The 15,943-nt window shown below is 61.5% G+C and carries 20 protein-coding genes; 8 read left to right on the forward strand and 12 right to left on the reverse strand.

Features of this window, described 5'->3' with window-relative positions:
- From NYQ88_RS13910 to NYQ88_RS13955, 10 genes are all read right to left on the reverse strand, one after another.
- Positions 1-639, reverse strand: a complete 639-nt coding sequence (locus NYQ88_RS13910) for a hypothetical protein (RefSeq protein WP_275651723.1) — start codon at positions 637-639, stop codon at positions 1-3.
- A 3-nt stretch (positions 640-642) separates the two neighbouring features.
- On the reverse strand, positions 643-915 hold the full coding sequence (locus NYQ88_RS13915; RefSeq protein ID WP_275651724.1) for a hypothetical protein: 273 nt from the start codon (positions 913-915) through the stop codon (positions 643-645).
- A gap of 73 nt (positions 916-988) precedes the next feature.
- Positions 989-1,225: a hypothetical protein gene (locus tag NYQ88_RS13920; RefSeq protein ID WP_275651725.1), complete on the reverse strand. Its 237-nt coding sequence runs from the start codon at positions 1,223-1,225 to the stop codon at positions 989-991.
- Between the two features lie 120 nt (positions 1,226-1,345).
- Positions 1,346-1,615 carry a hypothetical protein gene (locus tag NYQ88_RS13925; RefSeq protein ID WP_275651726.1) on the reverse strand — a complete coding sequence of 90 codons (270 nt, stop codon included), beginning with the start codon at positions 1,613-1,615 and terminating at the stop codon, positions 1,346-1,348.
- A 44-nt stretch (positions 1,616-1,659) separates the two neighbouring features.
- On the reverse strand, positions 1,660-2,052 hold the full coding sequence (locus NYQ88_RS13930; protein WP_275651727.1) for a DUF6074 family protein: 393 nt from the start codon (positions 2,050-2,052) through the stop codon (positions 1,660-1,662).
- Positions 2,049-2,783: a hypothetical protein gene (locus NYQ88_RS13935; RefSeq protein WP_275651728.1), complete on the reverse strand. Its 735-nt coding sequence runs from the start codon at positions 2,781-2,783 to the stop codon at positions 2,049-2,051. Before NYQ88_RS13935 ends, NYQ88_RS13930 begins: the two co-directional genes overlap by 4 nt.
- Entirely contained in the window at positions 2,780-2,947 is a 168-nt protein-coding gene (locus tag NYQ88_RS13940; protein ID WP_275651729.1) for a hypothetical protein, read from the reverse strand. The genes NYQ88_RS13935 and NYQ88_RS13940 overlap by 4 nt, the downstream gene beginning before the upstream one ends.
- Positions 2,948-3,092: 145 nt before the next feature.
- On the reverse strand, positions 3,093-3,296 hold the full coding sequence (locus tag NYQ88_RS13945; RefSeq protein WP_275651730.1) for a DNA-binding protein: 204 nt from the start codon (positions 3,294-3,296) through the stop codon (positions 3,093-3,095).
- A gap of 157 nt (positions 3,297-3,453) precedes the next feature.
- Complete coding sequence (locus tag NYQ88_RS13950) at positions 3,454-4,737, reverse strand: site-specific integrase (RefSeq protein ID WP_275651731.1); 1,284 nt, start codon at positions 4,735-4,737, stop codon at positions 3,454-3,456.
- Positions 4,738-4,998: 261 nt separating this feature from the next.
- Complete coding sequence (locus tag NYQ88_RS13955; RefSeq protein WP_275651732.1) at positions 4,999-6,198, reverse strand: DUF4214 domain-containing protein; 1,200 nt, start codon at positions 6,196-6,198, stop codon at positions 4,999-5,001.
- Between the two features lie 467 nt (positions 6,199-6,665).
- On the opposite strand from NYQ88_RS13955, the gene NYQ88_RS13960 reads away from it, so the two are divergent.
- The 4 genes from NYQ88_RS13960 to NYQ88_RS13975 all read left to right on the forward strand — a co-directional run bounded on the left by NYQ88_RS13960 (position 6,666) and on the right by NYQ88_RS13975 (position 9,871).
- Positions 6,666-7,571, forward strand: a complete 906-nt coding sequence (locus NYQ88_RS13960) for a sulfurtransferase (protein WP_275651733.1) — start codon at positions 6,666-6,668, stop codon at positions 7,569-7,571.
- Positions 7,572-7,653: 82 nt separating this feature from the next.
- Entirely contained in the window at positions 7,654-8,868 is a 1,215-nt protein-coding gene (locus NYQ88_RS13965; RefSeq protein ID WP_275651734.1) for a YeeE/YedE family protein, read from the forward strand.
- Positions 8,865-9,287: a hypothetical protein gene (locus NYQ88_RS13970; protein ID WP_275654991.1), complete on the forward strand. Its 423-nt coding sequence runs from the start codon at positions 8,865-8,867 to the stop codon at positions 9,285-9,287. The genes NYQ88_RS13965 and NYQ88_RS13970 overlap by 4 nt, the downstream gene beginning before the upstream one ends.
- Positions 9,284-9,871 (forward strand): hypothetical protein, encoded by a 588-nt coding sequence (locus tag NYQ88_RS13975; protein WP_275654923.1) that lies wholly within the window; start codon positions 9,284-9,286, stop codon positions 9,869-9,871. The genes NYQ88_RS13970 and NYQ88_RS13975 overlap by 4 nt, the downstream gene beginning before the upstream one ends.
- Positions 9,872-9,895: 24 nt before the next feature.
- Here the strand turns inward: NYQ88_RS13975 and NYQ88_RS13980 are convergent, their stop codons facing one another.
- Complete coding sequence (locus tag NYQ88_RS13980) at positions 9,896-10,582, reverse strand: TetR/AcrR family transcriptional regulator (protein ID WP_275651735.1); 687 nt, start codon at positions 10,580-10,582, stop codon at positions 9,896-9,898.
- Between the two features lie 83 nt (positions 10,583-10,665).
- Between NYQ88_RS13980 and NYQ88_RS13985 the strand changes: the two genes are divergently transcribed.
- Positions 10,666-11,136, forward strand: a complete 471-nt coding sequence (locus NYQ88_RS13985; RefSeq protein ID WP_275651736.1) for a DUF1772 domain-containing protein — start codon at positions 10,666-10,668, stop codon at positions 11,134-11,136.
- A gap of 55 nt (positions 11,137-11,191) precedes the next feature.
- Here the strand turns inward: NYQ88_RS13985 and NYQ88_RS13990 are convergent, their stop codons facing one another.
- Entirely contained in the window at positions 11,192-12,241 is a 1,050-nt protein-coding gene (locus tag NYQ88_RS13990) for a LysR family transcriptional regulator (protein ID WP_275651737.1), read from the reverse strand.
- A 199-nt stretch (positions 12,242-12,440) separates the two neighbouring features.
- On the opposite strand from NYQ88_RS13990, the gene NYQ88_RS13995 reads away from it, so the two are divergent.
- The 3 genes from NYQ88_RS13995 to NYQ88_RS14005 are packed head-to-tail and all read left to right on the forward strand — an operon-like array spanning position 12,441 to position 15,933.
- On the forward strand, positions 12,441-13,319 hold the full coding sequence (locus tag NYQ88_RS13995) for an ABC transporter permease (protein WP_275651738.1): 879 nt from the start codon (positions 12,441-12,443) through the stop codon (positions 13,317-13,319).
- 2 nt (positions 13,320-13,321) lie between these two features.
- On the forward strand, positions 13,322-14,149 hold the full coding sequence (locus NYQ88_RS14000) for an ABC transporter ATP-binding protein (protein ID WP_275651739.1): 828 nt from the start codon (positions 13,322-13,324) through the stop codon (positions 14,147-14,149).
- Between the two features lie 53 nt (positions 14,150-14,202).
- Positions 14,203-15,933, forward strand: coding sequence for a DUF1800 domain-containing protein (locus NYQ88_RS14005; RefSeq protein WP_275651740.1), 1,731 nt, complete (start codon positions 14,203-14,205; stop codon positions 15,931-15,933).
- Positions 15,934-15,943: the final 10 nt, after the last annotated feature.

Below are 15,943 nucleotides of genomic sequence, written 5' to 3' on the forward strand. Positions count from 1 at the left end.
TTATCCGCGCGCCAGCATTCGCTGATTGTCGTTGGCTTCTGCGGGCAACACCGTCTTGGCAAACCGGGAGGAGTAGTCGCCCACGCCGCTATCGACGGCCTGTTCTGCCGTGTTCATCACCCGCGCGAGATCGTGCTGCCGCTCATAGAAGTTCTTGAGAACGTCCATTACCGGTGCACTGTTGAAATAGCCCATCCCCGCCGGCATGACGGCCCCCGCCTCTCGCACCAGCCTTGCCGCCTCGTTGGTCAAAGCAGCTGCACTGCCCTGGACCTCTTGCAAGGAGGAGACGCCAGCAAGAAAGCCTGTCCAGCCGTCCACCAACTGCGCCACCGCGGCGCTGGCCTTCTCTGCCAGGTCGGCATGTTGCTTCGCGAGGGCATCGGTCGCCAGCGTGGCTTCTCGCTTAATGACTTCTGGAAGCTCAGTTTCAAGGGCAGTGCGCTCGACCCGGAGCCGACGCGCTACGCGCTGGGCTTCGAGATGCGAAGCCTCGATGGCATCCACATCGCCATGCGCCCGCATCACCGCAGCCAGTTCGCCATCGAAGTCGCGGGCATCATGGGCTGCCTGCTCGCGCTTGATGGTGGCGAGCCGGGTGCGGATCTGGTCCGCTGTCATCTCTGAAATGGTGTTCATGGATCAATCCGCCGCCGGTAGCTGGTAACTGCCACGGGTGCGTGCCATGGACTCGCGCACTTCGCGGATATGGCGAGGCACCGCAGCGTTTCGGATCGCCTCAGCCTTCGCGCGAATGCTGCCTTCGAATGGCTTGATCGCATCGGCAACCATCTTGTCGATGATGCCCGGCTTGAGCACTTCCTTGACGCGATCCGCCAAGTCATCGACCTGGCTCGCGAGCTGGGCAAAGGCGGCATCGTTAGACGCTTCATTGTGCACGTGACTGGCAAGCATTCTGGTAGGGCTGGTTGTCACAAAGGTTCGCATCTGGTCTCTCGTGCTTTTCGTTAAGTGTGTTTATCGGCGACTAGCCCGCCTGCCGGGCGGAGCCGGCGGCGTGGTTGTCGTTGCTGATTTGAATGTCGCCTGGTTCGAAGAGGCCATCGAAGCTGATGCCGCGCTGGGCAAGCCGTTCTGCGGCTGCGCGAAACACGACTTCGCTCATGGATTGGCCGGAGCGATTGCTTTCGGTGATCAGGGCTTGGACAAAGCCCTCGCGAACATTACCGCCGCGAAGGGGTAGGCTGCGCGTCTGGTGTGCCATGGTGATCATCTCCGTTTATGGAGAGAAGACCACGGCACCAGTCGCAAGAGCAGTTGCCATAGGTGGTCATAAGTGGCCACGGATGGACATGATGGGAGGGCGGATAAATCAGCCCCCCCTTTAGGCTGCCAGCACGGCCTCGATAAATGGCCGCACCAGATCGTGGTCGCGCTCACCTGCCGCATAGAGGTCGAGCGCCTGGCTGTCACCTACCCGATACATCAGCGTGGCGGGCAGGCTCAATTCGATGCGGCCGCCGCCGATCGCCTGCCGTCCAATGCGCGGATCATCCCGGAACCAGCGCCTTAGCGTTCGCTCCTCTCTGTCGATCAGCGCCACGGCTTGCTTGATCCCAACAAATTCACCTGGGCGGAGAATGTCTGCAATCATGCGGCATCACCGTTTTCGCGCCGTTATTTCGGAATCGGCCACCATCATGCAGCATCCCCCTGTCTGTCGAGCCGAGGCTTGCTGCGCTGGTGTGCAACAGCATCAGCAAAGTGGTCACCTTCCGCGGTTGCCACGCTCAATGGGAAGCCCTGAGCCTGCAGCCTGCCGATCAGCCGGTTGCGTTCGGTGCGGAGATACTTGGTCGCCAGGCGATCATCTCGGGCATCCATGGCGCGCGCTACGCGGCGCACATGCGCCACCAGACGATTGGCCGGGAAAGGCACGGTTGAGCAGTCTTTCGCCATTGGACCGTTGACAGATTTATCATCGGTCCGCTTGAGGGCCACGACCTTGGGCAGCACCTGTTCGGGTGCCTTCTTGGCAACGCTGATCGCCGGAGCGCTTCCTGGAAAGAGATCGAGTTGTTCTGGTTTCATGCCACTTTCCTCGCTGGTTCCTCGAATGTTCCGACCTGTGAGACAAGTCCGTCGCTATTCGTATTAATTACAGTGACCGGCGACACACCTGTCTCACGGCCCTTTAGTCGGTAATATTTGGCCCGGCTCATCTCCAGCGTCTCCCACGGCTTCTGGGCTGACAGTGAGCTCTCCAGGTATGTTTGCCGGTCGACGCGCCCTTCGGCGCGACGCCTCTCCGCCTGCCGTTGTTTATCCCTCTCTCGTTTGGCATCCGCGGCTGTGGCCAAACGCTGTTCTTTGGTCACGTCATATGCACCGATCGTGCGCAGCCCGAGCGCTTGACGCTCGGCGGCTGACACGTAGATCATGGTGGCCACATGGTCGGCGCCCGCTGGCTTTTGGCGCCATCCCTCCTGCAACACGATCCGGTCAATTTCGGCGGCTGGTGCCCACGGCATCCAGCGCCGCGACCAGTGCACCAGATCCTGTGGTGTTTTCGATGCCTCCACCGCTCTGGCGTAAGCGAGGCACATGTCGACATCGTCGGTGTCGTATGGGTCTGGGATCAGCTTTCCATGCCGAGAGGTTATCACCCATTCGATCTCTCGGAGCCGCAGGAGCGGTAACGAGAACTGCCACTGGCTTTCGAACCGGTGTACGTCTTGGATGATCACGCTGCCGTACATTACGCGACCAGTGGTGATCCCTTCCCGCCGCTGGTCGTAGCGCCTTTGCAGCTGCTCCCTCATGAGGCCTGGGCCTCCATGCTGCGGCTGTAGAGGAACCGGCGCGCCGCCGGCAGTGTGGTCTCGGTGGCGAGATAGACGCCATCGGCGCCGAACATCTCAAAGCCCTTGGTGGTCTCATTGATGCTGCCGAGTGTGCGCGTGCCGACCGATACGGTTTCGGCCACGCGATGCACTGGTCTATTTGCTATCGGCCCCCGACGGGCTTTATATGAGCTTCGCATATCGCTTTCCTTTTCCGGATTCGGTGTGCAGGCATCGGGGACAGGACGCCAATCATGCTCCCCGATGCCGTTCCGTTGATTTCCATTTTCATGCTGCTGCCCTTTCGGCCTCCCAGGCGACTATCTCTCGCTCGAGGAAGAGCCGGCGCCTGTTGACGACCATCGGCTTCGGAAAGCTGAGCTTCGGGTCCTGCAGCCACCGCCACAAAGTCATGTCAGAAATGCCGCCAAATCGGGCACGGACCTGATGCGCAGTAAGGTAACGACTCGCCTGAGTTTCCATGACCATCATGGTTAGATCGACCTCCTTTTCTTGGGAATAGAAAGAGCATTGGTCGATTTGCCGAAATGGGCAAGGCGAAAATGTTAGCCCTAGTAAGACGTTGTTATATAGAGATATTTCACCTCTAAGTTACAAGTCGCTTAAAAATCACCAGAGCCAAAGACGATCAGATCGACCTTCTATGGTCCGCCAGCGAAACAACGTGAGGCGAAGATCGATCAGCAGCTGCCAATACATAACTCGCCCAGGCAGTCAAGGCATGTTGCTTCTCGTCGAGATATTCAAACCGATTGTACGTTCGGGCAACGCCCCGAACGATTCCGGTGCGATGGTTCAATACCGCCTCGATCACGTGCGGCGATTGCCGAAGGCTCGCCAAGCCCGTTGCGCAGGTCCGGCGCAGGTCGTGCAAAGTCCATGGCGTCAACGCCTCGATCGGCTTCTTCCCTTCGCTCTCCGCCTCGCTCCGGGCCTCCTCCAACATCAGCGCATCGAGAACCGCCTTTGATTTGCTCCACCCGGCGCTGGGCACCTCACCATCGGTCGTAAATACAAACCGACTGGCATTGACCGGGGAAAGGGAGGCAAGCTCGCCAACGGCAGCCTGCGACAAGGGTACGGCATGCTCGCTGCCGTTCTTCACCCTGGCAGGCGGGATCGTCCAAAGCGGTGTCGAGGCGTCCAGGGCGAGCTCTGGCCATTCCATGCCACCCACCTCCATGCGTCGCTGCCCAGTGAGCAGAAGCAGCCGGGCGCACACACCGAACCGCCCCGCCCTGCCCGTCGCTCGCCAGAACCATCGCAATTCATCATTGCTTAGCACCCGATCGCGTGTCCCTTCGTCGGCAGGCTTTCGCATGCCTATTGCTGGGCTCTGCTCGATCACCTCGGCCTCATCTACGCACCAGCGCAGAAACAGACGCGCCAGCGAGAACACCCGGTTCGCCTGCACCGGGGCGCCGCGGTCGAGAATGCCGTTGACCAGCGCCTTGACGTCGGCGCGCGTGATGGTCTCGATCCTGCGCTTTCCCCATGCAGGACGGAGTTCGGTTTCGATCTGCTGTTTCATCAGTCGACTGGTCGAGGCCTTCTTGGCACCGACATGATGTTTGATGAACCTGGTGAGCAGCGCGTCTACATCGCGGGTCACGTCTGCAGCACGCGCCTTCGCAGCGCGGCGATCCTCGGCAGGGTCAGTGCCGCGCCGAATGTCTTGGCGCAAATCATTGGCTGTCTCGCGGGCTGTGGCCAGTGAGAATGTCGGATAGGTGCCGATCGTGAACTTCTTTGGCTTGCCGGTGATCGGTGAGCGATAACGAAAGCTCCACGACATCACGCCCGACGGTTGCACCACCAGGTAAAGGCCGGGCGCACTTCCGTCTGGCAACTCTAACCGTTTGTCTTGGGGTTTGAGGGCCTCTATGCCTCGAACTGTGAGCGGCTTCGCCATTCGCACTTCTCCATCTGGGGTAACGGCAGGGTAACCCACCGCACCGATAGAGAGTGATATTAACGATTAATATCGATGGCAAACATAAAGAGAACAGGCTTAGTTTTTATAGCCTCTCGACAAGCATTCATTGTTATGATGTGTTATGCCGAGTTACATGGAGACAGCAGCCTTCTAAGCTGTTGGTCACAGGTTCGAATCCTGTCGGGATCGCCAACTCTCTCCTTTAGTGCACGTCGCCAGACCTGATGCTGGCGTAGGTCAGACAAACCAGATCCCGTTGCTCACTTCATCGGCCACATTGGCCTTGTTCTCCCCGCTTTCGGAGAACCCGATCAACATGTCGGCTCTTGAGAGCCCTTCGCTGAGCTGTCCTACCCAGTAGACATAGCCTTCGGCATCCGCATCGCGATTGAGCACGTTCGCATAAAGCAAGTCGGTGAATTCCCTGTCTGATGCAGTGGCGCCATAAAGGGAGCGGAATTCGGACGAGCCAATGAAATTGCGGGCGATCTCCTGAAGCGTCGACCCACCGTCCTTTTCTACAATCCAGTAGCCCAGGCCGCTGACATCCGGCGCCCGGTCAAAGGCTGCCTGATAGAGCCGGTATGCCTGACCGGCATTTCCGTCGATATCGAAGGCCAGTGTTCCGTCGAGCAGCCGGACACGCTCAATATCGGTCAGCGTGAGACACTCGACGTTGCCGAACTGCAGGGTGATGGAGTCGCCATAAAAGGACAGATCGACAAGATCGAACTTTCTATAGCCACGCTCGACCGTATCGAGGCCATCGGCCGATCCAGCCATAGTGTTGACGACACCAGTGAAATCGGATGAGGGATCAAGGAACTGATCCTGCGAGGAAGCGCCCCAGAATGTGCCGGAGAGCTTGTCGCCGCTCAAGGCCAGCGGCTTGAAAGACTGGCTGGAAATATCAAACTCGACCACTGAGCGATTGTAGAAACCGAACAGGTCGGTCGCCGTCTTTGCCAGGCCAAAAAGGCTATTCGGGGTACCATCGAACGTTGTTGACTGCCCCCCACCATGCAAGTTCAGCGTTACAAGATCGCCGTTGTTCGCCGAGACAATGACATCGTCTCGAAAGACATAGATGTCACCGGCAGAGGTCGAGGAAAACCGACCAACCACACTGGTGGACTGGCTGGCGATATCGATCTGATAGAGATTACTGCCACCGGCCGCAAACAACCGTCCATCGCCTGAAAACTCAAGCGCGTTAATGTTTGACGCCGAGAAGCCCAGCACCAGATTTTCGGCAACAGAATTTTCGCTGAGCGTCAGCCTGTAAAGGCCACTGAACGTTGATCCGTAAATTGCGCCGGAAGGATCGACAGCAATATCGGTGTAGGTATTTCGGGTCCTTGATATGACATCAACAACGCCCGTGTTCAGATTTACCGTACCCAACTCGCCTGCGGACGAAACAAAATACGCAATCAAGCTGACCCCTCCCATACAAATCCAACAGGAACTCTCCTGCCTTCAGTTACCTCTGACAATCCTTGCAGAATAGCGCCCGCAATCCCTGTAATGTAATTATTGACTTTAATGAATTTTCGACCAAAAGGTCCGACAGGCCAAGGGATTTCCGCCTTAGATTTCGAAGATCCATCTGGAAAGCAGATTGCCGCCTGCGTTCCTGTCCTTGGCCGCCTGGACGATTGCCGTTCCTTGATCGGCACCGTTACGCGACCTTGGGGTCGCTCTCACCACGGCCTGTTTCACCACCCCATCGCGGAACGGATTGCTCCCCTTACCGCGCTCGCGCCCGGTTTGAGCAAGTTCATTCTATTTCAGCCGGGCTCAAGAGCGGGGTTTTCCAAGAATCTGGGCAAGATTGGGGCGCCATGCGGCGAAAGCTCGACTGAAGCGATCTAGTATCAGGCAACCTTCGTCAGGAGTTTTCAATGCGTTTCGCACCGATCTTCGCCGCTGCCGTCATGGTTGTCGCAGCCCCCGTCCTTGCCGTTGCGCAGGACGCCACGCCCCTCGTTACCGCCGAGTGGCTGAAGGCGCAGGCCGGTAACGAAAACCTCAAGATCATCGATATCCGTGACAATATCGAAGGCACCGATCTCGGCGACCTTCCCTATATCGCCAATGCTGCCGTGGCTCCCTATGCATCTGCCGGCTGGCGCGTCGAGGTTCAGGGCGTTCCGGCCCAGATCCCGGCGCCCGAGCAGATTGCCGAGCTGATCGGCAGCCTCGGCGTTGACGGCGACGACCACGTGGTGATCGTGCCATGGGGCACGGACTCCTCGGAGTTTGGTGGCGCGACCCGCGTCTACTGGACTTTCAAATATCTCGGCCATGACGCCGTTTCCATTCTCGACGGGGGCTGGCGCCAGTATGACGCCCAGGGCGGCGAGCGCGTTGCCGAACGGGCAGCCGTGGCTGCGGCTGAATTCCCGGTGACGCTGCGTCCCGAGCTGCGCGCCACTACGGCGGATGTGGAAGCCGCGCTGGCCTCCGGCGTCAAGCTCGTCGACGGTCGCCCCGAAGCGCAGTTCCTCGGCCAGTCCAAGAGCCCGATCGTGCGCATCGAAGGCACCATTCCGGGCGCCGTCAACCTGCCCCACTCCACCGTTTACAGCGCCGAATACGCCAGCTTTGCGCTGCCGGAAACCGTTGCGACCCTGACCCAGGCGCTTGGCCTTGCCGCCGATGAAGAAAACATCGTTTTCTGCAACACCGGCCACTGGGCATCGATCATCTGGTTTGCCCTGCATGAAGTCGGCGGCAACGAGAAGACTGCCATGTACGATGGCTCGATGGCCGAATGGGCCGCCGATCCGTCCCGCCCGATCCAGTAATTATCAGCCACAAGCATTTGTCATGATCCCGGCTTTCGCGTTAACTCGCGACAGCCGGGGTTTTCATTGAGCCTAGATCCATATGACCGATATATCTGCCGCTGCTCCCAAATTTTTACCGCCGGCCATTCCTGACCGGCTTCCGCTCATCGTCACTGCCGCCTTCCTGCTGCTGGGCTTTTTCGCTATCACCTGGCTGGTCGACCTGCGTCAGGGCGGGCTGTTCCTGATTGGTGGCGCCATGGGCGCGACGCTCTATCACGGCTCGTTCGGCTTTACCGGCGGCTGGAAGCGCATGGTGGTCGAGAAGCGCGGCCGTGGCATGCGGGCACAGATGCTGACCATCGGCGTCGCAGCCCTTGCCATGATCCCGCTGGTGGCGGCTGGCAATATCGGTGGCCAGTCGATGGTCGCGGCCGCAGGCCCTGTCGGTGTCTCGGTGCTGCTGGGCGCGGCGATCTTCGGGCTCGGCATGCAACTGGGCGGCGGTTGTGGCTCGGGCACGCTGTTCACCGTTGGCGGCGGCTCAGCCCGCATGCTGGTGACGCTGGTGTTCTTCATTATCGGTGCGCTGGTTGGCACGGCGCATCTGCCGTTCTGGCTCGAGCAGCCCAATATCGGCACGGTGAGCATTGGTGCTGAACTCGGCGTCGGTTTTGCCATTGCCGTCACCATTGCGGGTCTGGCGCTCGTGGCGCTGATCACCGCGCTGATTGAAAAGCGTGTGCACGGCAATATCGAGGCCGAGCCTGCTCCAGCGCGTCCAGGCTGGACCTGGATCCTCCGCGGCCCCTGGCCGCTGGTCGGCGCCGGTCTGATGCTGGCGCTGCTCAATGTCGCCACGCTGCTGCTGGCCGGCCATCCGTGGTCGATCACCTATGGCTTTGGCCTCTGGGGCGCCAAGATTGCCCAGGCTGTCGGCGTCGATGTCGCCAGCTGGGAATTCTGGACCTGGCCGGCCCAGGCGCAGGCGCTCAATTCGAGCGTGCTGGTCGACACGGTGTCGGTGATGGATTTTGGTCTGGTTCTTGGTGCGGCGCTGGCTGCGGCTATTGCCGGCAAATTCGCCCCGAAAGCCAAGCTGCCGCTTGGCTCGCTGCTCGCCGCCGTGGTCGGTGGCCTCCTGATGGGCTATGGCGCCCGCCTGTCGTTCGGCTGCAATATCGGCGCGCTGTTCTCGGGCATCGCTACGGGGAGCCTGCATGGGTGGCTGTGGTTTGCTGCCGCCTTCGTCGGTTCGTTCGGCGGCGTCGCCCTGCGTCCCGTTTTCGGTCTTGATGGATTTGCCAAGAAATGAGCCAGCGCAACACTCTTCTTTTCGGCGCTGCTCTGCTCGTCACCACTGCCGCCGTTGTCTATGACACCGTCGCCAATCCGATCCCGCCGCGCCCCGTCGCGCAGGCCCAGGCCGCTGCCGGCGGCGGCTCGCCCTGCTCTGCCGGTGCGTCGCCGTGTTCGGCAGGCGCATCCCCATGCGCGGCCGGTGCACCGGTTCGCGCCGCTCCGCCCCCACCGCCAGCCGCTGCCCCATGTGCAGCGGGCGCTCCGGCCCTCGCAGCTCCGCCGCCGCCCCCGGCGCAGCGGGCCGCTCCACCACCACCGCCGGCACAGCGTCCGGCTCCCGCCGCAGAAGCTCCGGCACTGCAGCCACCGCCGCCGCCGCCAGCGGTAAAGCCGGCTGGGCAGGAAGCGCCCGATCTGGTGGTCGCGCCCTGATGACACAGGCGGCAGAGCGTGCACGGGCGGAAATGGCATTTTGCGAGGCAGTGCTCGCCAAGGACGGGCTAAGCGTCCTCAGCGAGACCCTGCGGGGCGCAGAGACCATCGATGCCTGGGCACACTATCCGCCCGAGGACGTGTTCGATCCGGCCAGCAATGCGCAGTGGTATTATCATTGCCACCCCGCAGAAGAGGGCAGTGTCGAACACGGCCATTTTCACTGCTTCCTGCGGCCAGAGGGGCCTACCGGCCCCATCCACCATCTCGCCGCGGTCGGCGTCGACGCCATGGGACGCCTGTTGCGGATTTTTACCGTCAACCAATGGGTGGTGGGCGACGAATGGGCGGCGGCCGACACGACAATCGCGGCCCTTGAACGGTTCGACGTGCAGATGCCGCGGCCAAACTATCTGGTCAATCGCTGGCTGACGGCGGTGATCGTCGCCCATGAAGCCGAAATTGCGGAACTCATCCGGGAACGCGACCGGGTGCTCGATGCGCATGTATCGGCGACTGGTGTCCCGGCCCGCGAAGACCGCAGCCTTGAAGTGACCTCCGAACTGCAGATTGCCGGCGCGTAAGCATCAGGCTGGCACGTCGATAGCTTAGTTGTTCCCAAGCGTTTCGGTGCGCGTGGATGTGCCGGGCGGCAGGAGCGCGTCGATGAGCGCCTGTTCCAGCCATTCGGCATAAGCACTGGGGGTGACCGCCTCGACCTGGGTCATCAGCAGGAACAGCTCGGGGCTGGCCAGGCGCCACATCAGCGTCGTGGCCGCGTCCGCATCCATGCCATTTCGCAAGGGGCCGTGCTCGCCGAGGGATCTGGCGACGAAGGCGAGATTGCGGCGGCGGCCCGCATGCAGGTCGCGGTACATGACGGCGAGGTCGGCGTCGCTTGTCGCAGCCATCCGGACGACGGCCATCAGTTCGGCAACACTGCCCAAGACTTCGGTTATACCCTGACAGAACAGCGCAATCTGGGTCCGCTGGTCGGTCGCTGCGGCGACGGCCTGGGGTCCCTGCTGGTCGAGCAATGGCACTTCGGGCGCCGTGCGGCGCACCGCGCGCTCCAAAACGGCGCGCAGCAGGGCCTGCTTGTTGCCGAAGACCGCGTAAATCGTCTCGGCAGAAACACCAGCGGCGCGGGCGACGCCTGCAATGGTGGTGCCCTGCCACCCCGCGCTGATGAACATGGCGCGGGCGGCCGCTATCACCGCTTCACGGGTTTCCGCCGCCTGCCCGGCGCGGCGGGTGGAAGCATATTTGCGCTTTGGCTTGACAGGCTCAGACAATTGGATACATCATTGCTGTACTGAATGCGCCATTAGTTTACCCGTGCAATCGTGAGCCGCAAGGCCCATGCGTGGAGTACATCATGACCAATGCCTTCCTCACCTCGTCCCAGATCCTCGCCTTGCTGCTTGTCGGGCTGGTTGCCGGAAGCATGTTCGGGATCTGGCGCGGGTATGACGTCACGTCCTACTCGGCTCAAACCTTTGTCGAAGTGCATCAGGGCGCGGTCCGCGGGCTGAACCTGTTGTTGCCGGCAATGGCCGCTGCGTCGCTGGCGATCGTTCTCGTGCTCGCCGCAGTATCGCGCCAACGGCCCGCTGTCTTGTCACTGTACGTGGCGGCAGCGCTGGCTATCGCCGTCGGCGGCATTATCACGCGCTTTCTCAACCAGCCGATCAATGATCAGGTCATGGGGTGGAGCGCGGCGGCCATGCCGGACAATTGGGGCGTGCTGCGGGACAGCTGGTGGAACTGGCACATTGCCCGTCTCGCTGCCATGCTGATGGCTGAGCTGCTGCTGATCCTTGCAGTGTTCGCAGATCGCGGCGCTTAGCCGGGCATGGCTGTTCGGGGCGCTGGCAACGGGCCGAGCGGCGCCGTCTTAGCGTCTAGAGACTGGCGCCCGGGCCTTCCTTGGCGAGGAAGGGCGGGGTTTCCAGAAGTCCGGGGATGGTGTGGCGGCGGGAAATGGTCTGGAGGATCTCGATAAGGCCCTTGTAGGGCTCGGCGTGCCGGTATTGCGAGGGAATGAGGGCCGCGATTTTGCGGGCGGGTGCATACACGCGATAGAGCCGCAGGTTCTCGGCGCGGTCATGCTGCTGGAGCGTCGTCAGACCCGGCGCGAGGCAGACGCCGGCCCCTGCCCGGACAAGTCCGATGGCCGTGTCGTAGCTGCGGCATTTGGCAATGATCCGGTTCTGGGGCAGCATGCTGTCATACCACTCGCCCACGCGCTGGGCCTGCTGGCTGGCGAAGATGAACTGGATCGAGCGATTGAGCACCGCCAGCTGCTCGGGCGGCAGCTCTTTTTCCGGATCAACCACGCCGTCGAGGATCAGGTCTTCGGGCACCGCCAGGACATAGGGGTCTTCGACCAGCGGGATCTGGACAAAGCCGACGCTGGATTGGGCCACTGAATTGGTTGCCAGAAGACCGAGATTGACCCTCCGGCCATAGAGCATGTCGAGAATTTCAGCGGGTGCGCTTTCCTGCAGGTCAAAATCTACGCCCGGATAGCGCTCCTGCATCAGCGTTATCGCCTCGGGCATCAGGACCCGCAGCACCGAATTGATCCCGGCGATGCGCAGGGTCAGCCGGTCGCCGCCGCTGAACTGGGCGAGGCCATCTTCGACATCGGCGATGTTGCGGAGCACCTGTTCGACCTTGGGCAGCAGGAAGTGACCGGCCTCGGTCAGCTCCATTTCGTTGGAGCGCCGGTGAAACAGCAGCGTGCCGACATTGGCCTCGAGCTTGCCGAGCTGTTGGGACAGCGAGGGTTGGGCAAGGCCAAGTTGCTTGGCGGCGCGGGTCAGAGTCTCCGAATGGGCCACGGCCCAGAAGATTCGCAACTGATGCAGGGTGAGGTCGCTGGCCTTCAGCTGGAGCCGTCCCACAGCCCGTGTGTCGCCCAGATCCGTCCCCTTATTGTCTCGCGCCATGCCCAAACTCTCCCGGCGCCAAATGGGCACCTCCCGTCCCCTGTTCTAGCGCAAAACCTCGAAAGCGGAAGTCCACTCGCTTTATTTTCAATACCTTACTGACGCCGTTGGTTTTTCCTATCGCACCGATAGGCGCCGCACTGCTTGTGCGCCCGACACCCGTAGGCGAATGTCTCATCATATTACAAAGAGATTTTTCATGTCACTTGAGCGGGCGGAAACACCGCTGATCAGCGAGGCCCGGAGCAGCCGGCCAGTCAAGACCACCCCTGCGCTCCCGGCTCAGGTCATCAGGGCCAGACGGCAGCGTAGCCTCGAAAGCGGCGGCATCTTCGCAGCACAGATCCTCATCGGACTGGGCCTGCTTGCGGGCATGTATGCGCTCAACGCGGTCGGCGGCAATCTCTTGATGCCCAGCCCCACCGACGTGGCCGAAGAAAGCATCATCATGTGGTCGGATGGCACGATGCTGAGAGGCCTCGGGCAATCGCTGACGGTGATCGTGCTCGGTTTCCTGCTGTCTGCCAGCACCGGGATCGTGCTTGGTGTGCTGCTGGGCGGGTTTCGCATTCTCGGTCGGGTCCTCGATCCATTCGTCAATGCGATGAATTCGACGCCCGGCGCCGCCTTTATCCCGCTGATCATCGTCTGGTTCGGCCTCTATACCGAAGCCAAGGTCGTGGTCGTGTGGAACGCGGCATTCTTCCCGATCCTGATCAACACCACCGCCGGCATTGCCAATGCCAATAAAGACCTCGTCGAAATGGCGCGGGCCTTCGGTGCCAAGCGTGCGACGCTGTTCTGGAAGGTCATGGTGCCGGACGCCCTGCCCTCGATCCTCAGCGGCCTGCGCATCGGGGCAGCCATCTGCACCGTCGGCACTGTGATTGCGGAACTGACCATGGCGCAATCGGGCCTTGGTGGCCTTTTGGCAGCTGCCGGCAACCGCTTCCAGATGGATCGCTATTTCGCTGTGGTGATCGTGCTGATGGCCCTCGGCACCGGGATTACCGCCCTGTTGCGCTTTGCAGAGCGCCGCCTCGCTCGCTGGCGCGTTAGCCTGGCGAATGGACGATGATCATGGACCAGAGCATCAAGCCCATCATTTCGCTCCGCAATGTCGGAAAGTCATTCAAGGACGGCCAGGTGCGCGCGCTCGAGGATATTTCCTTTGACGTGAACCCTGGAGAATTCGTCAGCCTGGTCGGTCCCAGCGGTTGCGGCAAAACAACCTTGCTACGGCTTATCAACGGACTTATCCCGGCCGACGAAGGCGAGATCCGCGTGCTAGGTGTTGCCCCCGAACCGGGCCCGGATCTCGCCATGGTTTTCCAGTCGGCAAGACTTTTGCCGTGGCTGACTGTTGCCGGAAACATCGAGTTCGTCCTCCAGCTCAAGGGCCTGTCGGGAAGTGAACGCCCGGCTCGCGCCCGGGCCCTGCTCGGTGCGGTTGGCCTTCGCGATTTTGCCGAGGCCTTTCCGCACGAGCTGTCGGGCGGCATGCAGCAGCGCGTCGGGCTTGCCCGTGCCCTGGCGGTGGAGCCCAAGGTTCTGCTGATGGATGAGCCGTTCGCCGCACTCGACGCGATGACGCGCGAAGTGCTGCGCAAGGAGCTGCTGCAACTGTGGTCGCGGCGCGGAATCGCCATCGTGTTTGTCACGCACGACATCGATGAGGCGGTGCTGCTGTCGCAACGCGTAGTGCTTCTGCGGCCGCGCCCGGGACGAGTCGATGACATCGTCGAGGTCAGTTTTCCCGAGCCGCGCTGGCAGCATGATCCGCGCACCCTGCCGGAGTTCAAGCAGATGCGCGAGCATCTCTGGGGACGCATCCACGACATGGTTCGTGACGGTGCCGAGCTCGAGGAACTGGCGGGCGCATTCGGCGCCACGAGCCTTGCTTCCTGATCCCCAGCCAACGCCGCACAGGTCATATGTCACTTCTATTTCGCGGGGAAACCGTGTCGACTGGATCCAGCACAATCGAAAATCTGTCGCCGATCAGCGCCTCTGAGTGGTCCTATGAGCGCGCCGCCCATCTGCTCGAACGCGCAGGGTTTGGCGGCACGCCAAAGGACATCGAGCGCCTGGCACGCCTGTCGCCGGACGAGGCTGTCGCCAGCCTCGTCGACTACAAGCAGATCGACACCTCCCATCTGCCCGCCTTCGAGGAATCCGGCTTCTGGGAGCCATCCTTCAAGGATTTCCCGGTCAGCCGGCCGGCAGCGACCGAACTGGCGGAGCGGACCGGCGAGGCCATGGGTGTTCGCGTAAAGCCGGCGGGTGACCGGCCGCTGCAGCCAGTGACCAATCGGTTCTTCTATTGGCTGCGCGCCACCGTTCTGGAAACGCGGCGCCTTGCGTTCTGGTGGCTCGACCGCATGGTCAGAACCAATAGGCCGCTTGAAGAAAAGATGACGCTGTTCTGGCATGGGCACTTTGCCACCAGCGAAGAAAAGCTCCGCGATTACCGCAAGATAGAGTTGCAGCTCAAGGCGCTGCGCGAAGGCGCGACAGGCAATTTCGGTGACCTGCTGGTCGCCATTGCCAAGGATCCGGCGATGCTGGTGTTTCTCGATGCCGCGCAGAATGTGAAGGGCGCCCCGAACGAGAACTTTGGCCGCGAGGTCATGGAACTTTTCACCATGGGCGTCGGCAATTATTCCGAAGACGACATTCGCGAGGCGGCGCGCGCCTTCACCGGCTGGGGCAATGACGACCTGACCTTTATCGTCGATCCCGACAAGCACGACACCGGCATCAAACGCTTCCTCGGTCATGAGGGCAATTTTGCCGGCGAAGACATTCTGCGCATTATCCTCGAGCAGAAGCAGACGGCGACCTATATCGCCAGCAAGCTCTATCGCTTCCTCGTGCGTGACCAGATCAGCCCGGACTTTGCCGAGAAGCTGGGGAACCTGCTGCGCGACAATGGCTACGAGATCGCGCCATTCCTGCGGACGATCTTTCTCTCCGAAGATTTCTACTCAGAGGCTTCGGTCGGCACCCATATCAAGTCGCCAACCGAACTTCTGGTCTCCACCTATCGCAAGCTGGGGCTGCATGTGCTGCCCGGCATTCCCGACCCGCACACGGTCTGCAAGACGCTGGGGCAGATCCTGCTCTATCCGCCAACCGTTGCCGGTTGGGGCGAAGGACGATCGTGGATCACTCCCGGGCTTCTGTTCGAGCGGGCCAATTTCGCCCGCGAAGTGATGTTCCCCAACATCATCGAATTCCGCGACCCCAACCACAATCCGGGCGGGGAAGTGCGACGGGTCAATCGCAACATCATTGCCGGCATGGAAATCACCGCCGCAACGCTGGAAGACGGCGCTGCGCCGAGCAATACGGCCGGCATCCAGGAAACGTTCAACACCCGCTACGCAAGCCTCATCGGCTATTCGGAAGCGCTGCGCAAACTCAAGCCCCTGCCCCGCGCAGCGGCGCAGTTCAACCTGACCGATGTGGTGACCGAGGCTGGTGCAACGACTACGGCCGAGGCGGTCGACGTGCTGCTGCGCCAATTGCTGCGTGTGCCTCTGGCCCCGCCGGCACGCGAGGCACTTGTCAAAACGCTGACCGAACAGCTTGGCACTGCCGAATTGGCGCCAGCCGAGACTTATCTCGAGCATCCCCTGCGCTCGGTCGCCCATCTCATCATGAGTTCACCCCAGTTCCAGCTCGCCTGACCGCCGCGGA

The sequence above is a fragment of the Devosia sp. SD17-2 genome (assembly GCF_029201565.1).
GTDB lineage: Bacteria > Pseudomonadota > Alphaproteobacteria > Rhizobiales > Devosiaceae > Devosia.